Consider the following 20,450-nt stretch of genomic DNA (forward strand, 5'->3'; position numbering starts at 1 on the left):
CTAGGTGCCTGCCTGCGCCGAGCGGCGATAGGTTCCGCTCCGCCCTCCCGATTTCTCTTCCAACCGCACGTCGGTGATCTCGATGGCGCGATCGACCGCCTTGCACATGTCGTAAATCGTGAGCGCTGCGACGCTGACCGCGGTGAGCGCTTCCATCTCCACCCCCGTGCGCGCGGTGACGCTCACGGTCGCCTCGACGCGCACCGTTCGCTCGTCGGGAAACGCATACTCGATGCGGACGCTGTCGAGCGGCAACGAGTGGCAGAGCGGGATCAACTCGGGCGTGCGTTTGGCGGCCATGATGCCGGCCAGCCGCGCCACCTCGCACACATCTCCCTTCGACAACTCACGGCGGCGAATCATTTCGAGCGTCGTCGGTTGCAGCCGCACGCAACCACTGGCCGTGGCCGTGCGGCGGGTGACGGGCTTCTCACCCACGTCCACCATGCGGCTCGCACCGGCAGCGTCGAAATGACTCAATTCATCCATAGGTACAAACTCGGACCGATCGTAGCGCATCACTTATCGCAGGAGGGGGGGCGCCCCGCGTCACAGCAACCGCAATCGGGAGATTGGAGACAACACTCAACCGCTTGCGGAACAGAGATTTCCGACCATGCGGCGCGCTGGGGTCAATTCTATTGGCCGCCCGACTACCGTCCAGGGGGTAACTCTCACTCTGGTATCGAGTTGGGTGGCATCGCCTGGCGGTTTTATGGCCGCGGCGGCGCGGGAATTTCGTTCGACGGCGCGGGATTCAATTCGTAGAGTCGAGTGAGCCAAACCCCCTGGCAGCTCGTTTCGGCACGGACACGCGCCCCGCGGAGCAGCTTCTCGACCGCGGGCAGATCGGCCTGACGCCGGTAGACGAGCGCGTACCGGCTCGCGTTCGGCCCGGGAGTTCGAGTGGCGTCCCAGCCGACCAGGCTCCCGCCGGCGGCGACGAAGCCGGGCGAAGAGGCCTCGACCGAAGCGGCCTGAAACGGCGCCAGGTGGGGAGCGTAAAAGATCGGCGTGCCGGCGGACTCGGCGGCGGCCAGCTCGAGCATCTCTTCCGTCACCGAATCGCCCCAGTAGGTCGTCTCGAAACCCAGGCGACTTGCGCCAGGCAATCCGTCCACCAGCGCGTTGTAGTAGCTGAGTTGCACCGGATGATACATCGCCAAGCCCACGGCCTGCGCGGCCAACAGCAATGTCAGCGCACCACCCCGCACCGCGACGGGCCACAAGGCGAACCGCGAATGCTCGAAGAGCCACTGCGCGCCAACGCCCACGGCCACGGACCAGAGCGGCACCGCCACCAGGAACAGACGGATACCGTCGTAGACGGGCGTTCCCGGCACGCTGAAAACACCCAGGATGAACAGGAATGCCGCGGCCACGAGCGATAGCAACGGATCGCGCCACCAGCGGCGTCCGCCTCCCCACAACCCGGCGAGCCCCAACAAAAGAAAACCCACCGGCAACGTCACGGCGAACATCAGCCACGGATAGTGCCAGGGGGCGTCGACGTCACGCCAGACTTGCCCCAGGTAGTAGACGTGCAAGGCCTGCCGCTGTGTCGAGGAGGAGACGTAGGAGAAAATCCGCTCGACCGGCGCGTACCATAGCCAGGGCCAGAGCACGAAGAAGGTCACACCACCGACGGCTCCCCAGATCAGAATCGGCAGCCAGGCCCGACGGCGCAGGCGCCAGACGAGCCACGCGATGCCGATGGGGCCCAGCAGCAGCCCCTGGAACTTGGTCGCTAGCGCCAGCCCCCAGACGAAGCCCGCCAACACGATGTTCCGCGGCCGAGCCCCCGCCTCGACCGCTTTGGCCAAGGCAACGATCGCGGCGAACTGCGTCAGCGCGGTGATGGTATCGAGCGTGGCGAAGTGGGCATCGGCAAAGGCCCGGGGCGAAAGCGCCACGGCGACCGCCGCCACCGTGCCCCCCAGCTCGCCCGTCACCTGCAGCGAGGTCCAGCCCGCGAGAAACACCAGGCAGCCGAAGGCCAGCGCGGGAGCGAAACGGCCGGCGATCACGGCCACCGCAAACGGTTCATCGGGAACGTCGTCGAACAGATGGTGCGTCCATCCCAGCACCCAGCGCCCCAGCGGGGGATGGGGCGTCATCCAACCGTAGTTCTGCTCGACGTGCGCCGCGCGAAAAAAGTCGAGCCCCTGGAGTTGCAGAGCGCGCACGAGCGACTTGCCCGCCTGGACGTCGTAGAACTCGTCGCAGGTGATACCGGGGTCGCCGAGCGTCAGCAGCACCCCTAGCGTGGCCACCAGCGCCACGACCAGCGGACCCAACCAGCGGGGTCGCCACCTGGTGTGGACGGTAGATGAGGGCCTGCGAGCGTCAACTGCGGTCATCGAAACACGCGCCGTGCTGGAACGAGCGGGCAGCCGAGTCGCCGGCCCCCGAATCTAGCATCGTAACCAGGACGCCTGCCGCCGGGCAGTCGGCCCCCCGCGCAAGGACGCCCCACGTTTGGAGCAACCTTTGGCACTGACGCGGTCGATTCGGCCAGGTCGCCGGCCACGTCTCGCACTCGCGTGCTCGCACAAAATGAAAAAAGCCGCCGCGGGGGTCAGCCGCGACGGCTTGGATATTCGATCGGCGAGTTGGGGAGCTGCAAGGAGAGTCTTGCGGGCGCACGTTCCGCTTAGACGAGCTCTTTGCGGGCACCGATCAGCGTTCGGAGACGCTCGGCCAACAAGGCGGCGTCGAACGGCTTCTTGAAAGTCTCGTTGATGCTCGAGCGATCGAAGCTGTGCGTCTCGCCGTCGTCCGGCAGCAGAGCGATCAAGATCGTCTCGGCATACTCGTTGTTGCGACGCAGGTTCTGGCAGATCTGCAACGACTCGGTGCGGCCGATCGAGAAGTCGACGATGATGCAATCCGGGTGCAGGCTCTCGGCCTGGATGCCGGCTTCGAAGCCGCTGGCGGCAGTCGCGACCTTGAACGAACGCTCGGCGGGGAGCGCACGCTTCAGGTTTTCGATCAGGACCTGGTCCTGCGCCACGATCAGCACCTTGGCCATTGCCTCGTCTTCGAGGTCGCCCAAGGGCATGCCGTGCTCTTTGAGGAAGCGAATCAAATACTCACGCGGAATCCGGCGGTCTTGTGAACCGGGGATGCGGTAACCCTTCAAGCGACCCGAGTCAAACCATTTGCTGACCGTGCGCGGGGCCACCTTACAGATCTTAGCGACCTGACCAGTAGTGAAAACCTTCATTGCAGGCTCTCCAAATAACGTGCGCTTGATTTCTGGAATGCGTCCCGCGCTTTTGCCGCGGAACCAGCTCATCCCTTGCTTGCGGGTTTGGTGGCCGTGTCTCGCTCCTTCATCGCCGGCTGGGGTTCAGCCGGCCGGCCGCAAGCATCTGGGCCGGGACAAGCTCTTCTTGCTCTCTGTTCTTTCTGCGGTGGCTCTGGCTCAGCTCCCTCTGGACCGCGCCGTACTGCTAGCATCGGCAAGCAGGTTATGCGGAAGTCAGCGAAAATCCGTAAAATAGAGAGACTGCGTTTTGAGCCTCTCTCGATCCGGATCGTTCCTGAAGTGCGGCACAACCGCTCGACGACGAGCGGTGGACGCAGGGGTAGAACGCCGCTCCTAAAGCCTCATCGGCAAAAGGATGGCCAAGGCATGACCGTTTGGGCAGGTTCCCCCCTGCAACCTGCCCGAGTGCTCGCGATCTGGCGAACCAGACGCGTCACGAAGGCAGGTCTTCCGTCAGTTAGTTTCGAGTCTTCGTGGGGCAACTCTTTAGAAAGATTCGCGTGTCGTAGGGGCGAGTCCGATCAAGTGACCCCTAACGGCCGTGGCAAAGTTGACGCTGGCGAGGAATCTGCGCGTCAAAGCCTTGGCGGCCTTCGGGTTGACGAGGGCACCCAGCGAGACTTTGACGGCCGTAGCGTTCGCGACCGTGGCCGCAAAATCTTCCAAGTTCGCCACGCTTGCGACGAAATGGAACGGTGAAATCGAACGATGGAGTCGTGCCGCGGGCACGGAATGTGCGCCCTAAAGGGATTAACGGGGAACCCGTCGGCGACTTGTCGCCCGTCGCGCGCACGGATCACGCCACGAAAAAGATGTCGCCGCGCCGAATAAAAATCTTCGCCGCGACTCGGTAGCAGCGTTCGCGGCTAGGCCGCTTGCGTCTCGTCGTGGTCGGCGGGGGGGGAATCTTCCGCACTGGCACCACGCGGTCGGAAACGAATCTCGCCGTTGTCGCTGACATCTTCGAACCGGACCGAAACCCGTTTCGAGACTCCCGTCTCCTGCATCGTCACGCCGTAAAGCGTGGTGGCACAGGTCATCGTCTTCTTCGAGTGGGTAACGATGATGAACTGGGTCCAGGCCAGGAACTCTTTCAATACGCCGATGAATCGCTCGATGTTCGCTTCGTCGAGCGCGGCGTCGACTTCGTCCAGCACGCAGAAGGGACTGGGCCGACTGCGGAAGATGGCCAAGAGCAGCGCGACGCAGGTCATCGTCTTTTCGCCACCGCTCAGCAGCGAGATGCTGCGCGGCTCCTTGCCCGGCGGCCGCGCGACGATCTCCACCCCGCTATCGAGGATGTCGACGTCCTGCTCGAGCACGATGTCGGCATGCCCCCCCCCGAACAGCTTGCGGAACAACACCTGGAAGTGTCCGCGGACGGTTTCCAGGGTGGTGGCAAACAGCTTGCGGCTGTCGGCGTTGATTTTGACGATGATCTGTTCGAGCGACGCCTTGGCCGAGGCGAGATCGTCGTACTGCGACTTGAGGTTCGTGAAACGGGTCTCGAGCTCGGTCACTTCGTCGAGCGCCTCGAGATTCACGCTGCCGATGTTCTGCAGCTTGCGGCGCAGCTCGGCGATCTCTTGATCGATCTGCGCCCGTTCCCGCTGCTCTTCCTCGGAGGGGGTGTGCTGCAACTCGGCCAGCTCGATGCCGTAGTCGTCGCGCAGCCGCGAGGCCAGCGTATCGCGCTGCATGCGCAGCTCGTTGGCGGCGAGATCCTCGGCGTGCAGCTTGTCTTGCACGACGCGGGCCTGCGCACGCTGTTCCTGCGCCACCTGAGTGTGCTGCGTGCGTTCGTCGCGCAACTGCTCGCGGCGGGCTATCAGCAGCACGATTTCGCCCCCCCAGCGTTCCTTCTGCAGGTAGAGCTCGGCCACGTGCGATTCGGTCCGCAGGATCGACTGCTGGGCCTGCGCCGCACGCGCGCCGCAGTCGGCAAGCTGCGCCCGATTCTCTTCCAGCGAACGCTGTCGCTCCAGTTGATCCTGGCGATAGCGCTCCATCTGCACGCGCAGGCTGGCGAGCCGCTCTTCGCTCTTGGCCAACTGCACCTTGACCGAGGTGGCTTCCCGGCTGCGAGCGAGGCGATCCTCGTCCAGCTCGTCGATCTCGCGCGAGGCCTCGGCGATCAATACCTCGAGCTCGGACAACAACTGCTCGTTGGCGATCAGCTCGCGGCTGCCGCGTTCGTAGGCCTGCGTGCTGCTGGAGAGTAGCGTTTCTGCGTCGGCTAGCTCCTGGGCCAACTGGGTAGCTTGCTCATCGTGCCGGGCAAGTTGCGCCTCGGCCGCCTGGCTGGCAACTCGGCCCTCGGACAGCTTGTCGAGCGCCTCCTGGTGGGCCGTGATCAGGCTCGTCGAACGTTGTTCCCACTCGGTCACCTCCGACTCGAGCAGGTTCACGCCGATCGACAGCTCGCCGATGTGTACCTCGGCGTCGGCAATCTGCTGCCGCAGGGCGCGCAGCTCGCTGCGCCGCGAGATGATGCCGGTCCCCCCCTGACTGCGGCCGACGAGCAGGCGACCATCGGTCGTCGCGACCTCGCCCGCCCGCGTCACGAAGGTCACGTTTCGTCCCGGCGCCTCGCCGGCGAGTTCCAGCGCGATGGCGAGCGATTCGACGAACCACGTCTCGCCGAGCAACTGCTGGGCCAGGGTGGCGAAATCGGGAGCGGCTTCGACCAGGCGATCGGCCCGCCCCAAGACGCCGGAACGCCCGGTGAAGTCGAGATCCGACGACGTCGCGCGATCCCCCGAGTCGTCCAAACGCAAGACACCGACGGGACCAGCCAGTTGCCGAGACCAATTCGCCAGTTCGGCCAACCAGGCAGGGTCGTTGGACGCGATGAAGTATTGTGCCACTGCTCCGAGCGCGGCATCGACGAGCGGCGCCATTTCGACCCCTGCCTGCAGGCGGTCGGCGACGAGCCCGCGCGTCTGCTTCCAGAAGCTCTCGGCGTCGCCATGCACCTGATCGAGCACCTGCTTCACGCCGGCGCCGAGCCCTTCCTGTCGCAACTCGAGTTCTTCGAGGAGCGTGGCACGCTCGTGGGCAGCCGTGCGGCGCTGTTGCGCCTGGTGCAACTCGCCGATACGGGCGCCGAGCTTGGCGCGGCGTTCGGCCAATCCCGCTTGAGCCTGCACGAGCTCGCGCTGGCGTGCGTGGACCGCCTCGCTGGCAGCTTGCTGCTGCCCGCGCGCCGCGTCGACCGCTTGCGACAAGGCGGCTCGTTCGGTCGAGAGGGCCGCTTGGCGCTGAGTCAGGCGTTCGCTGGCCACCTGAGCGCTCGTGGCCTGCGATTCGTGCGATTTGATCTCGCTCGTCCAGCGGGCGGCCGATCGCATGGCATCCATGTGCGACCCGCGGCGGATCTCGTTTCGCGAGCGCAACTCCTGCAGCTGCGCCGTCAATTGCGCCACGAGCCGCTCGTCGTCGGCCACGCGACGTCGGATCGCCTGATGCTCGGCATCAGCTTCGGCGAACTGCTGCGAGGCGTCGACGAGCTGATTCTCGACATCCCCCGCGCGTACGCTCATGGTGGCCACGTGGCGGCGCAGCCGCTCGGCCTGCGCTTCCAGGTCGCCCAGACGACCACGTTCGTGATCGATGGTCGATTCGCTCGTGGCGATGCGCTCGCGGCATACGGCCAACTGTGCTTCGGCCGCGCGAATCGCTTCGCCGATTGCGCTGATCTCGACGTCGTGGCTCAAAGACTGTGCTTCGAGCGTTTCCGCACTCGCGTCGAGGAGGGTCGCTTCTTCGGTCAACGTCCGCACGGTCGAGAGCCGCGCGTCGAGTTCCTCGCCCAGGCGGCGCCAGTCGGCCAGGCCGATCTGCGTCCGGAGCGACTGCAGCCGATCGTTGTAGTCTTTGTAGCGGCGGGCCTTCACCGCCTGATTGCGCACGCCGCGTAAACGGTTCTCGACCTCGGCGACGATATCGGCCAGCCGCAAGAGATTCTGCTCGACGCGTTCCAGACGCCGCATCGATTCGATCTTCTTGGCCTTGAAGCGACTGACGCCGGCCGCTTCCTCGAAGATCGCGCGGCGGTCGCGCGGCGAGGACTGCAGCATCACGTCGACTTTGCCCTGCTCGATGACGCTGTACGCCTCGGTGGCCACGCCGGTGCCGGAAAACAGGTCGCGGATGTCGCGCAGCCGGCAAGGCTGGCGATTGATGAGATACTCCCCCTCGCCGTTGCGATAGACACGTCGCGTGACGTGGACCTCGGGCGTGTCGATCGGCAGCAGCCGATCGGCGTTGTTGAAGGTGAGCGTGGTCTCGGCGCAGTTCAGCGGCGGCCGGCTCCCCGAGCCATTGAAGATGACGTCCGCCATCTCCTTGCCGCGCAGGCTCTTGACGCTCTGTTCGCCCAGCACCCACTTGATGGCGTCGACGACGTTCGATTTACCCGACCCGTTCGGGCCCACGATCGTGGTAATGCCCGAGGGAAACTCGAAACGCGTTTTATCGGCGAAGCTTTTGAAGCCGACGAGTTCGAGGGCCTTCAGCATGGGAGCGCTCGGAGGGCCGAGGCGGAAAAGGCAAAAGGCACGGCCTCGCCGTGCTCGGTGGGACTCTTATAGCTTACCAAACCAACGCCGCTTTTCCGCGGTTTTCTTCGATTTGGCGTCCGCTCCCTGGCTCGATTCCGTCTTCTTGCGCTTCTTACGATCGGGCTTTTCCTTGGGCTGGGCGAACAGGTCGGGCACGGGGCCGTCGGCCACGAACGAGGCCTGCTTGACCCCTTCACCCTCGTGGGCGCCCCCCGCGGCGTGGGCCACGTCTCCGTCGACCGACTCGCCGTCGCCGGAGTCGGCCAGGGCCTCGTCCTCGTAAACTCGGTCGTACGTCCGGCCGGCCTGCGGCACGGCATCGACCGCAAAACGGCTGGTGAGGGACCGCGCAGCGACCGCTTTTTGCAGACAGTCGACCACGTCGGGATAGGTGCCACCCAACTCCACGATGGCCCGAATGATGTCGTCGACCCGGTTCGTGACGACCCGCTTCTGGTCGTCCTTGCCGATGGCAAACCGGCTGACGACCACGTCGCCGTCGTCCTTGCAGATGACCATGATCTGCTTGCCCGCCTCGAGCACGAAGGGGGTTTGTAGGCGTTGGTCCGCGCCGAAGACCACCACTTCGGGACGGTAGCTGCGGGTCACGTGGATCAGCGGCGGTCCGGACGTATCGAGCACGTGGTAGCTGAACTGTCCGCCGAGATATTCGCCGCTGACCAGCGAGTCTTGCGAATTCATGGCCCACAGCGAGCGGAACGCACCGTAGCGGGTTTCGGCACTCGACACATCGAGCAGGCCGCGGAGCCCTTCGTACGCGGCCAGGTCATCCATGGCACTGAGCGCGGTCAAGGCGAACACGCGGAACGCCGATTCATTCTTGGCGGCGGCCACCAGGGGCTCGACCGCGCGCTTGTCGTCGAGATAGGCGAGTGCCTCGGCCGCATAGAAGCGGACCTCGAGGTCCTTCGACTCGATGCCTTTGGCCAATACGTCGATGCCGCGCTTGCCCAGGGCCTCGAGCCGCAGGGCGGCCGTCGAGGCCGTCACCGGGTCGAGCATTTGCCGCTCGAGCAGGGCCAGACGCGCCATCTGCTGCGTGGGCGTCTCGCGCAGCGGCACCGAGCGCAACACCTGCAGGTACCGCGGAATGTTGTCCTTGTAGCGCGGATGAACGACGATCTCGATGTAGTCGTCGGTCTTGGGCGTGGCGACCCCTTCCTTCACCCCCTGATTGAAGGTGTGGAAACGCTGATTGATGGCGGTGCCGATGAGCGAACTGTTCGACACCGATTGCTTGCCCGGCTTGAGTACCAGACCGAGCGGGCGAGGCTTGAGCGCGACGCCCCCTCCCAGGATACGGCCGCGATTCTGCATAACGTTGTCCGAGTCTTTTCCCGCGGTCGCCGGCGCCTCGACCAGCACCGCTCCTTGCGCCAAGGCCAATACATGGCCGTCGTGCAGGCGGCTGCCGATCATGGCCATTTCCTTGAGCCGCGTCTCCATCAGCCAACCGCCAGCCAGACTCGTCGTCTCGCTGCGCGAGGGAATGCGAACTTCGAGGTCGAACTTGTCGCCCGGCTGAATGCCCGGCCGCAGATAACCGCGCACCAAGACCAGCGAGGTATCGGGCGAGGCAAGCACCTGGTTCGGCTGAGCGACCCCCCGGGCCTGCATATCGGCCAGCAAGGCGGCACGTTCAGGCGAGGGGGCCGGATCGCTCCCCGTCCCGTCGAGTCCCGTCACCAGGCCAATCGCATCGATCTCGACCGTGTGCAATCCATAGGTGGCGGCCAACTCGCCGACGAGCTTCACCTTCGATGCGGCCTCCATCTCTTCCGCTTCGGGGCTCTGCGAACGCACCGCAGGCGCAGCACAACCCGCGACGAACAGGCAGGCGCAAACGGCGATCGACGACCAGCGCGTCATGCCGAGGTGTGCTCCATCCTTGGATCGAACCTTCGCGCGGGACAGACCGTTGCAACGTGCCTCCCGGCGAAGCATCCTACTTCGCGAGATCCCACGCGCTCTGTTCCAGCGGATAAGACGAGGGCGGGAAGATAATCGGCCCGGTAGCGCGGGTCAAGACAAGTTCGGCGAGCGCAACCTCAAGGCGGATCGTATCCACCGGGATGAAACGGATGGCAACGACAGATCCTTAAAATGCCACGGAAGCCACCCCGCAGCGCGCCGTACTTGCGCACGGCCTCGATAAAGTAGGCGCTGCAGGTGGGCTGGAAACGGCAGTTCGCCCCCAACAATGGGCTCAGGGCGACTTGATAACATCGCACCAGCGCTATCAGCATCAGCGCTGGCAATTGCACGACGAATCTGGCGGTTTGCCCCGACCAGGAGGATCCCCCCTCTAATTTTTTTCGAGCCGCGCCGCCGCGTTCTTCGCCAGCCGCAGCAGACTCTTGGTCAGATCGGCCAGACATGGCTCGCTTCCCGGATGGGCCACCACGACCAGATCGATCCCCACGGGGAGGCGAGGGCGATGGCGGCGAAAGATCTCGCGGACGAGCCGCTTCCAGCGATTGCGCACCACGGCGTTGCCCACGCGCCGCGAGACGGAAAGCCCCAACCGCGTGTAGGCCAGGCCATTCTCACAGGCGTAGACGAGCATGCGTTCGTCGCCGGCGCGGCGGCGGCGCGTGTAGACGCGCACGAAATCCGCGTGGCGGCGCAAATGCTCGTGCGGACGGAAGGATTCATCGGACATCGTCGCGTCGATCGCGTGGACGGAACGCATCAACCAGGCATTCTACCACGCCAACCCGCCCCGGGGATTGAGCGGGTGCTGTCGCTCGAATTGCTCGATGAGCTGCTTACCCTCGTCGCTCACGTCTTTGGGAAGCGCCACCTGGATCTCGGCGAAGAGATCGCCCGGCGTGCCTTGCGTGGGCTGTACCCCCTGCCCTTTCACGCGTAGTTTGGTACCGCTCGAGCTGCCCGGCGGCACGCGCACGCTGACCGTGCCGTGGGGCGTGGGCACGTCGATCTTGGCCCCCAGGATCGCCTCGCCCACCGTGACGGGCACGCGCACGTAGAGGTTCTGTCCGCGACGGTGGAACCAGGGGTGCGACTCGACGTGTACTTTGAGCAACAGATCCCCCGCCGGTCCGCCGCCGGACCCCGGCTCGCCCTGGCCGCGGAGGCGGATTTTTTTGCCATCCTCGATGCCGGCGGGGATTTTGGCCGTGATCGTATCGATGCGCCCGTCGCGGTCGATGCGCAACTGCACGTCCCCCCCTTTGATGGCCGTGCGAAAGTCGACCGTGACCTCGGCCTCGACGTTGTTGCCCCGTCCGCGCGACTTGGCCCTGGCGCCACGCCCTCCCGCGCGGCGGAATTGCCCAAAGATGTCGCCGAAGCCCCCCCCTTCGCCCTGGCCGAACTGCTGGCCGAAGATCTGCGACAGATCGATGTCCTCGAAGCTGGCGCCTGGCTGGCCACCCCAGGCGGCTCCCCCGCCGGGCTGCGGCCCCCCCTGTCCCATCTGCTCGAACGAACTACCGTAGCGGTCGTACATCTCGCGCTTGCTCTGGTCGTTCAAGACGTCGAAGGCGGCCTGCACCTTCTGGAACTTTTCCTTTGCGGTCTTGTCGTCGGGGTTCTTGTCGGGATGGTATTTGAGCGCGAGCGCCCGATAGGCCTTTTGAATCTCGGCCTGCGACGCATCGCGCTTCACGCCCAGTGTTTCGTAGTAGTCCTCGGCCATCCTACCGCTATGTTGCTGTTATTCGATGCGCTGCGTCGGCCCTAACGTGGAGCCCACTACTTCAAGACTGCTGGCATTGTAGAAAGTTCGCACATTGACCAGCAAGGCGGTATTAGACGGTTGAATTGATGGAGAATTATGTTCAAGACGAATACACCAGCGCTATGCAGTCGTGCTACGATGACGGAATGGAAGGTAACCGTCCGCTTACTTCCGAAGAGTACGAACTGGTCCGCTGGATGCTTGAAAATGGCGAACCGGAAGCCGCCCGATTTCTACCACAACTCGAGATCGCAGAAGTTACTCCCAAGCGATGTCCTTGTGGCTGCGCCAGCATCGAGTTTCAGCTCAAGGGACATCCACTTCCGCCGCCAGGAGTCCATCCGATTTCGGATTTCGTGTTCGGCGAAGAAGGCAATTTAAGTGGTGTATTTGTCTTCGAGAAGGACGGTGTCCTGGCAGGTATCGAGGTCTACGGGTTGGCGGGCAGCGCACCCACGTCATTGCCATCAGCGCGAGAACTGCGCCCGTGGTGAGGGAAACCGACGACCGCCCACGCCGAAATACTGTGGACGATCTAATGTATTTTGCGTTCGAGCGTCTGTTGACCGGCGGCGAGCAATTCCGCAATCCGCTCCGCGTCATACACGCAGCCTCCCCACGTGCCGCCGCTCGCCTGTTGCAGCGCCGCCCACAAGCGCGTGTCGTCGGGCAAGCGTTCGTCGGCTGAAAGATCTTCGCGCGGCGGTCGAGAAGCCAGCTCGCGTGCCCCCTCCTTCGTCGTCAACTCGCCCTGCCCCGATGTTCCCGCGCTCGTACCGACAAAGTCGACCGAGCCGACCAGCTCGTTGCGATCGATCACGATCCGCACCAGATCGCCGTCGCGGAGCTTGCCGATCGGACCGCCGGCCAATGCTTCTGGGCCGACGTGCCCGATGCAAGCGCCCGTGCTCACGCCCGAGAAGCGTGCGTCCGTAACGACCGCCACCTGCTTGCCCCACGAGAGATGCTTGAGCGCCGCGGTGATCTGATAGATCTCTTCCATGCCCGAGCCTAACGGCCCACGACAGCAAAGCACGAGCACGTCGCCGGGGCGAATCGGGTTCGGTCCCTTGCCCTTGATGGCCGCGATCGCCTCGCGCTCGCGCGTGAAGACCCGCGCCGGTCCCAGCTTGCGATAGACGCCGTCGGCGTCGACCACCGCGGGATCGATCGCCGTGCTCTTGATGACCGAGCCCTCGGGCGCCAGGTTGCCGCGCGGAAAGCAGACCGTGCTTGTCAATCCGCGCCGACGTGCTGCCTCGGGGCTCATCACCACGTCATCCGCCTTTACTCCGTCGCGCTCGAAGAGGACCTCGCGCAGCCGCTTGCGACGCGCGGAGTTCTCCCACCAACTCAACACTTCGCCCCACGTCTGCCCCGACGCAGTCAGGGCGCCGAGTTCGACCAGCCCCAGCGCCCGCAGGTGCAGCATCACCTCGGGCACGCCACCGGCCAGGAAGAACCGCACCGTAGGATGCCCCGTCGGGCCGTTGGGCAACACGTCGACCAGTCGCGGCACGCGCCGATTCACGGCGGTCCAATCGTCGACCGTTGGGCGGCGCAGACCGGCCGCGTGCGCCACCGCCGGCAGATGCAGCAGCAGATTGGTCGAACCGCCACAGGCGGCGTGGACGGCCATCGCATTGCGCACCGCGGCATCGGTCACGATGTCGGAAACCTTGATCCCGCGCCGTTCCATTTCCACGAGCGCGCTTGCGCTGCGCCGCGCGGCGTCGAGCCAGATCGGTTGCCCCGATGGCGCGAGCGCCGTGTGCGGCAGCGTCAGACCGAGCGCCTCGGCCACGACCTGCGAACTGGCCGCCGTGCCCAGAAACTGGCAACCGCCTCCCGGCGAAGCACACGCGCGGCAACCGAGCTCGGCCGCTTCTTCAAGCGAAATCTCGCCATGCGCGTATCGCGCGCCGATCGACTGCACCTTACCGGCATCTTCGCCCTGCGCCGGAGGCAGCGTGACACCGCCCGGCACGAGAATGGCCGGCAGATCGCGGCTGCCGGCCAGGGCGAGCATCATCGCGGGCAGACCTTTATCACACGTGGCCACGCCCATCACGCCGCGCCGCGTCGGCAGCGAACGAATCAGGCGCCGCAGCAGGATGGCCGCATCATTGCGATAGGGCAGGCTGTCGAACATGCCGACGGTCCCCTGCGTGCGTCCATCGCAAGGATCGGAACAGAACGCCGCGAACGGCACGCCCCCGGCCGCCTTGAACGTCTCGGCCGCGGCGCGCATCAGCAGGCCGACTTCCCAGTGTCCCGTGTGATAGCCGAGCGCGATCGGCCGGCCATCTTCCGCGCGAATGCCCCCCTGCGTGCTCAAGATCAGGAACTGCGGGCCGAGCATCTCGGCCGGGCTCCAGCCCATGCCGGCGTTCTGCGTTAAGCCGAACAGGTCGCCGCTGGGCCATTCGCGCAGCATTTCGTCGGACAACGGCAGCGAGCCCGCGGGACCGGCAGCCTTGGTATCGACTTCGAGCAGGCCAACATCGGGGGTATCGAGCAGAGCGGCGGGGCCGGGGTTGCCGGCAGGCGAGTTGGACATGGACATCTCGGGCAGAAGGCAGAAGGGAGCGCGGCTCACTCGACCGCGACCGGCCGCGCGAGCCACCAGCGCGCTATTGTCGTGGCCAGGACCGGAATTGCAATCGAGGCCACGATCGCCGCGGGCACCGCGTTGGCACGTTCGGCCCACACGCCGAACACCGCATAGGCCAGGGCAATGCCCAGGTTCGAAAGGACGAGCGCCGGCAAAAAGGCCCGCCACGAAAGCCGCATCGCGCCGACGAGCAAGACGCTCGCCTCGGCCAATACCGGTAGTGCGCGGGCGCCCACGACGAGCAGCGCACCATACTCGGTTGCTAGTTTTTCTAACCGCGAGGCTTCGTCCCCCGCCATCCGCTCGGCAAAGGGACGCCCGAGCCAGCGTGCCAGTGCAAAGGCGATGATTCCGCCGGCGGTCATGCCCGTCCAAGAGGCCAGCGTGCCACCGAGCACGCCCAGCCGAGCCCCGGCCAGCGTACTGACGACGCTCGAAGGGACGGGGAGCAGGAGATCGCTCGCCAGGACGCTCACGGTGAGGAGGGCCATCCGCCCGGGCGTGACGGCGCGGTCCAGCCAGTCGAGCGTTTGCTGTTCGAGCGAAGCGCCGAAGAAGGCAAACGGCACGATGGGCACCGCCAGGACCAGGGTGACGAGAAGTAGGGGGCGGAGAAGCTCTCGCATGACGTGGCGGCAATGGTGGTGAAGCGGACACAATCTGTCCGACCTCCCTCCAGGGTATGCGAGTACTGCGGCGTTACCAATGGCCTGCTGCGACAAAATGAGCGAAGAATTCGGACAGTTCTGCTATCAACGGTCTGCTTTCTATGATTAGAGTAGACTGTTTGACGGCCGAGCATTCCTTCATCGACGCAACCTGGTTAGGAAGCAAGCGGTGAAAACTTCGTGGGCACTTCTCGCCGCCGCCGCGCTTTGCGTCCCTGGCGCGCCGCGCATTTCCAACGCCCAGGAGACGCTGATCGGGCAGAAGGTCTTTTTCAATCCCGATGCTGAAGCGTTCTCGGGTCCGAAACGCGTCGACGCACGACTACTCCCGTATCCAGCGACGATCGGCGCCGTCCGCGAAGATTGGGTCTGGCTCGAATCCGCCTGGATTCGCAAGTCCGATATGATGACGGCAGATCAGGCGTTAAAGTTCTTCAGCAATCGCATCCAGGCGAATGCCGCAGATTCAAGTGCCTTTGCGCGCCGAGGGGCTGTCCGGTTCAGTAAAGGCGAATACGAATTGGCTCACGACGATCTCACAGAATCGATCCGTATCAAACCCGACCGAACGTCAGTGTACTTGAATCGCGCCGTCGTGAACGAACGCCTCGGGCGACCAGATGACGCGATTCATGATCTCAGTAACGCAGTGCGTCTAGATCCAAATTTCCGCGGAACCTACAACGCGCGGGGCATTCTGTGGGGGAAGCAAGACAAGCTCGACTTGGCGATTGCGGACTTCGGCAACGCTTTGCGAATCGATCCCAAGTATGTGGATGCTCTCGTCAATCGGGCGATTGCTTGGATGCGCAAGGGAGAACTGACCCGAGCACTCAACGATTGTGACGCTGCCCTACAGATCGATCCGCAATCGCCAGCGGCGTATTTCTATCGCGGTAGGATTCGCCGGGAACAAGGAGAATTGGAGCTGGCGTTGAACGATTTCAACAAGTCCATCGAACTCCATGCCTTGACCCCCCAGCCCTATCACTTCCGAGGACTGATATGGGGTGCGCGCGGCCAATTTGAGCGCGCCATCGAAGATCAGACTGCTGCCATCAAACTCGATCCAGATTACGTGGATGCCTACATTGCCAGAGCAGCGCTCTGGGCTGACATGAAGCATCCCACACGCGCTCGAAGCGACCTCGACGTTGCTATTCGCCTGGATCCAACGAATGCACTCGCAAGAGAGATGCGCAGTCGCCTCTCGATCTTAAAGCGGCATCACCAGCAATCGCGCGAGGACTTGGATATCGCTATTGAACAGGCGCCAACCGCCGAACTTTATCTGGCGCGTGCCCGGCTTCTGCTAGCCAATAACGAGTTGAAGAAGGCGATCGACGATTTCACGCGAGCGATCAAGCTGGGAAACCAGGAATCCGAAACCTACCGCGCGCGAGGCGACTGCTTCTTCGACACACAGCACTATCCACGCGCGATCGAAGACTACGACCAGGCGCTGAAACTGGATGCCAAGAACGTCATGGCCTTGATTCATCGCGGACACGCCTGGCGCACGTCCGGGGCCTCGATGAATGCGTTACGGGACTATAACTCGGCCCTGGAAATTGCTCCAGATCATGCCGATGCCCTTTGCTATCGCGGTCATGTCTGGTGCGATCTCGGCGAGGGGGACAAGGCCATGCAGGATTATGATCGCGCTCTGCAGCTCACACCTCAGAACGGCAGCATTTTCAACGGGCGTGGTGCGGCTTGGGAACTAAAAGGCGATCTGGAAAACGCGATCGTCGACTACCAAACCGCCATTAGGTTGTCGCCGACAGAGTTGTATCCCTACGCAGCGTTGGCAAGTCTCCGCGGCTGCAGCGCCGACCCGAAGTACCGCAATGGAAACGAAGCTGTGGGATTGGCTACCAAGCTCTGCGAATTGACCGAGTGGGAAGATCCTGCCGCGATCGACTTACTGGCCGCCGGACACGCGGAGCTCGCTGATTTCGAGAAGGCCGTCGAATGGCAGGAAAAGGCCATCAAACTAGGGCAACGGCTCGGCGTTCCGGAAGAGATCGAGCGTCGACGTGGGTATTTGGCGACGTTTAAGTCTCGCACTCCGCGTCGCGACCGAGTTTCACCTCCTTGATTTCTTCTCCAAGTGGTACGTCGCGGCCCCAGCAGGCGCCATTCCCTCGCCTTCAAAAACTTGACCTTGCCCCAGACGATGCACCAGAATACGTCTTTGTTTGGGTGCTAACTATCCGCCGGGACTATCGCTATATCGCGAAGACTTCGTCCGCGCGGTTTCATCGCGCGATTGGAGATATTGTCATGTTGGCCCTTTTTCGCTGGCAACTAATCGCGACCGCTATCATCGCAGACCTCGCGTTCTCAACGACGCAGCCGGCGCCGGCTGCCGAGGCCTCGCACATCGGTCTGCAAGCGCCCGCCTTCGAATTGCGCGATTATCGTGGCAAGGTCCACAAGCTCGACGACTACCAAGAGAGCGACATCCTCGTGCTGGCCTTCCTGGGCAACGATTGCCCCTTGGCCAAGCTGTATAGTCCCCGGCTCGCGCAGCTTGCTACGGAATTCGCTCCGCGCGGCGTAACGTTTCTCGGGGTGAACTCGAATCGTCAGGACGCCGTTAGCGAGATTGCCGCCCACGCTCGCGACCACGGAATTGAATTCCCTATCCTGAAAGATGTCGGCAACGTGCTGGCCGATCAACTGCAGGCCGAGCGCACGCCCGAGGTGTTCGTGCTGGACCGCGAGCGCAAGGTGCGCTACCACGGCCGGATCGACGACCAATATGGCTTTCAGCCCAACGGCATCGCCTATCACCTGGCTGCGCCGCGCTCGCGTGACTTGGCCAACGCGCTCGGCGAGTTGCTCGACGGCAAGCAAGTCACGGTGCCGGAAAAAGACGCGCCGGGCTGTCTCATCGGCCGCACGCGGCAGCCGAGCGCGGCGAGCGACGTGACCTATGCGAATCAAATCGCGCGGATCATGAATGCGAACTGCGTCTTCTGCCATCGCGATGGTCAGATCGCCCCCTTCCCGCTCACCACCTACGAGGAAGTCGTCGGCTGGGCCGAGATGATCGGCGAGGTCGTTGAGACGCAGCGCATGCCCCCGTGGCACGCCGACCCACGTCATGGCGATTTCGTCAACGATGCCCGGCTGGCGGATGAAGACAAGGATCTGATTGCCCGTTGGGTCGCCGCCGGCGCGCCGGAAGGAAATCGCAGCGAACTGCCCGAGCCGCCGCAGTTCGCCGAGGGCTGGATGATGCCTGAGCCGGACGAAATCATCTACATGGACGAGAAGCCGTACACGGTTCCGGCCGAGGGAACCGTGCCGTACGAGCGGTTCGTCATCGATCCGGGCTGGCAGGAAGATCGTTGGATCTCGGCCATCGAGCCGCGGCCCGGCAACCCTTCGGTCGTGCATCATATCGTGATGTACATCATGCCGCCGAAGGGTCCCAAGAAGGGGGCGGCCGGCAAGCTGCGCAACGACTGGCTGGCGGCCTACGCGCCGGGCCTGCGTCCGCAGGTGCTGCCCGAAGGCTGGGCGCGCTACTTCCCCGCCGGCGCGAAGCTGATCTTCGAGCTGCACTACACGCCGAACGGGGTCGAGCAGACCGACCGCAGCTACCTGGGCATCAAATTCGCCAATCCGGCCTCGGTGAAGCGCGAAGTGGCCACCAAGCAGGCGGGCAACTTCACCTTCAAGATTCCGCCCCATGCCGACAACCACGAAGTGAAGTCGGAGTTCGAGTTCCGCGAGGACTCGATCCTCTGGTCGGTCTCGCCCCACATGCACGTGCGGGGCAAGGATTTCCTCTACGAGTTGCTCTATCCCGACGGCAAGCGCGAGACGGTCCTCTCCGTGCCGAACTACGACTTCGGCTGGCAGACCACCTACGTCTTCAAAGAGCCAAAGATCCTGCCGCGGGGGACGGTCATGCACTGCACGGCCCACTTCGACAACTCGGAGCACAACCTGAACAATCCCGACCCGTCGAAGGAGGTTCGCTGGGGCGAGCAGACGTGGGAAGAGATGATGTTCGGCTGGTTCGAGATGGCGCTGGTCGATCAGGACCTGACGAAGCCGCAACCGCCGCCGGTGGCGCGGAGCGAAGAGTTCCGCACTCGCTGGGCGCACGAAGCTCCGCAGCTCGACCAGCAGACGCGTGAATCGTCGTACCGGGCCCTGGCCAAGGACGAAGAATTCCGCTTCTTCAGCTACTTCGTAGCGCAGACGGCGCCCCAACTCGATCGCGTCTGCGTCACCTACGTCGAAGAGGACAAGCTGCGTCCGTTCGTCGTGACCGAGATCAATGAGTTCGAGACAACCCTCCGTAACGCCGCCAACGTGATGAAGGCAGACGGTCAGGCCTTGGCCGCGGCCGCCGCCGGGGACGAAGTGGTCGTCTACGACGATCTCACGCAGGCCCCCGGCTCGATCATGTCGCGCATGGTCCGCAAGGGAGTGCAGTCGAGCATGCACGTGCCGGTCACCGTGCGCGGCAAACGGGGGACGGTCAACTTCTGGAGTTCGGAGCCCGATGCGTTCCCACCCCAGGCGGTCGAGTATCTGTCCGAGGTCGGCCGGTTGCTCGACGACTCGCAGCAGAAGAACGAGTAGTTGCCGCACGATTCCCGGTCGGCTAAGACAAGGCTTCAACGGGCACAGGCTGCCAGCCTGAGCGGTTCGCGCGTGCCGCGATCTCCGCGCGCTCTCACCCCGATTCGTACCCCGAAGGATGACCCTCGCCATGCTGCTGGAAGCTGGACTTGCCGCTCTCGTCTCGACCCTTGCCCTGGTCGCCCCCGCCAAAGCCGAAAAACCTGCCGACACGCGCTGCTACGAACTGCGCGTCTACACGGCCGCGCCCGGCAAGCTCGACGCATTGCACGCGCGCTTCCGCGACCACACCTGCCAGCTGTTCGAAAAGCACGGTATGACGAACGTCGGTTATTGGGCGCCGCTCGACAACTCGGAGAACAAGCTTTACTACATCCTCGCGTATCCCGACCGTGCCGCGCGCAACCAGGCGTGGCAGGCGTTTCTGGCCGATTCCGAGTGGCACACCGCGCGCGATGCCTCGGAGAAGGATGGCAAGCTGGTCGCCGGCGTCGAGTCGACCTTCCTGCATGCCACCGACTATTCACCGAAGATCGCCCCCAAGGTGGGCAGCGAACCGCCGCTCTTCGAGCTGCGCACCTACACCTGCACGCCGGACAATCTCGACAACCTCGACGCGCGCTTTCGCGATCACACGATCGACCTCTTCACGAAGCACGGCATGCGACACTTCGGCTACTGGTGGCTCGACAACAAGCAAAAAGGCGCGGGCCTGACACTCGTCTATATGCTCGAGCACAAGTCGAAAGAGGCGTGCGAAGCCAGCTTCGCCGCCTTCCGCGAAGATCCCACATGGATCGCCGCCAAAGAGGCCTCGGAAAAAGAAGCGGACGGCTCGCTCACCGCGCCCGACGGCGTGAAGTCGGTCCTGCTGGTGCCGACTGATTACTCGCCGACGAAGTAAAGCATTTAGCTCGCCGCGCGGAGACGGCTTATGGCAATTGTCTGGGAAGGAATTCCGTGTTCCATATGCCATAGAGCCATCGACAATCTGCAAGAGATT

General features: G+C 64.0%; 14 protein-coding genes. 4 read left to right on the forward strand and 10 right to left on the reverse strand.

The window, feature by feature from the left end; all coding sequences use genetic code 11:
• The 8 genes from moaC to KF708_20205 all read right to left on the reverse strand — a co-directional run bounded on the left by moaC (position 1) and on the right by KF708_20205 (position 11,515).
• Complete coding sequence (gene moaC, locus KF708_20170) at positions 1-489, reverse strand: cyclic pyranopterin monophosphate synthase MoaC (GenBank protein ID MBX3415010.1); 489 nt, start codon at positions 487-489, stop codon at positions 1-3.
• 224 nt (positions 490-713) lie between these two features.
• The gene (locus KF708_20175; protein MBX3415011.1) at positions 714-2,297 is read right to left on the reverse strand and encodes a glycosyltransferase family 39 protein; all 1,584 of its coding nucleotides are present in this window, start codon (positions 2,295-2,297) and stop codon (positions 714-716) included.
• 356 nt (positions 2,298-2,653) lie between these two features.
• A complete protein-coding gene (locus KF708_20180; protein MBX3415012.1) occupies positions 2,654-3,226 on the reverse strand; it encodes a response regulator in 573 nt (190 codons plus the stop codon).
• Between the two features lie 911 nt (positions 3,227-4,137).
• Positions 4,138-7,791: a chromosome segregation protein SMC gene (smc, locus tag KF708_20185; GenBank protein MBX3415013.1), complete on the reverse strand. Its 3,654-nt coding sequence runs from the start codon at positions 7,789-7,791 to the stop codon at positions 4,138-4,140.
• A gap of 66 nt (positions 7,792-7,857) precedes the next feature.
• Positions 7,858-9,723 carry a flagellar basal body P-ring protein FlgI gene (locus KF708_20190; GenBank protein ID MBX3415014.1) on the reverse strand — a complete coding sequence of 622 codons (1,866 nt, stop codon included), beginning with the start codon at positions 9,721-9,723 and terminating at the stop codon, positions 7,858-7,860.
• A 179-nt stretch (positions 9,724-9,902) separates the two neighbouring features.
• Positions 9,903-10,100, reverse strand: a complete 198-nt coding sequence (gene yidD / locus KF708_20195; GenBank protein ID MBX3415015.1) for a membrane protein insertion efficiency factor YidD — start codon at positions 10,098-10,100, stop codon at positions 9,903-9,905.
• A gap of 59 nt (positions 10,101-10,159) precedes the next feature.
• Positions 10,160-10,546, reverse strand: a complete 387-nt coding sequence (gene rnpA, locus KF708_20200; GenBank protein MBX3415016.1) for a ribonuclease P protein component — start codon at positions 10,544-10,546, stop codon at positions 10,160-10,162.
• 12 nt (positions 10,547-10,558) lie between these two features.
• The gene (locus KF708_20205) at positions 10,559-11,515 is read right to left on the reverse strand and encodes a J domain-containing protein (protein ID MBX3415017.1); all 957 of its coding nucleotides are present in this window, start codon (positions 11,513-11,515) and stop codon (positions 10,559-10,561) included.
• A gap of 128 nt (positions 11,516-11,643) precedes the next feature.
• On the opposite strand from KF708_20205, the gene KF708_20210 reads away from it, so the two are divergent.
• The gene (locus KF708_20210) at positions 11,644-12,051 is read left to right on the forward strand and encodes a hypothetical protein (protein ID MBX3415018.1); all 408 of its coding nucleotides are present in this window, start codon (positions 11,644-11,646) and stop codon (positions 12,049-12,051) included.
• 41 nt (positions 12,052-12,092) lie between these two features.
• On the opposite strand, the gene KF708_20215 is transcribed toward KF708_20210, so the two are convergent.
• The gene (locus KF708_20215; protein ID MBX3415019.1) at positions 12,093-14,117 is read right to left on the reverse strand and encodes a YjhG/YagF family D-xylonate dehydratase; all 2,025 of its coding nucleotides are present in this window, start codon (positions 14,115-14,117) and stop codon (positions 12,093-12,095) included.
• A 35-nt stretch (positions 14,118-14,152) separates the two neighbouring features.
• Positions 14,153-14,797 (reverse strand): VTT domain-containing protein, encoded by a 645-nt coding sequence (locus KF708_20220; protein ID MBX3415020.1) that lies wholly within the window; start codon positions 14,795-14,797, stop codon positions 14,153-14,155.
• Positions 14,798-15,008: 211 nt separating this feature from the next.
• Between KF708_20220 and KF708_20225 the strand changes: the two genes are divergently transcribed.
• From KF708_20225 to KF708_20235, 3 genes are all read left to right on the forward strand, one after another.
• Entirely contained in the window at positions 15,009-16,940 is a 1,932-nt protein-coding gene (locus KF708_20225; GenBank protein ID MBX3415021.1) for a tetratricopeptide repeat protein, read from the forward strand.
• Between the two features lie 185 nt (positions 16,941-17,125).
• Positions 17,126-19,447, forward strand: coding sequence for a redoxin domain-containing protein (locus KF708_20230; GenBank protein MBX3415022.1), 2,322 nt, complete (start codon positions 17,126-17,128; stop codon positions 19,445-19,447).
• A gap of 130 nt (positions 19,448-19,577) precedes the next feature.
• The gene (locus KF708_20235) at positions 19,578-20,351 is read left to right on the forward strand and encodes an NIPSNAP family protein (protein ID MBX3415023.1); all 774 of its coding nucleotides are present in this window, start codon (positions 19,578-19,580) and stop codon (positions 20,349-20,351) included.
• The last annotated feature ends 99 nt before the right edge of the window (positions 20,352-20,450 follow it).

The sequence above is a fragment of the Pirellulales bacterium genome, assembly GCA_019636335.1.
Lineage (GTDB): Bacteria > Planctomycetota > Planctomycetia > Pirellulales > JAEUIK01 > JAHBXR01.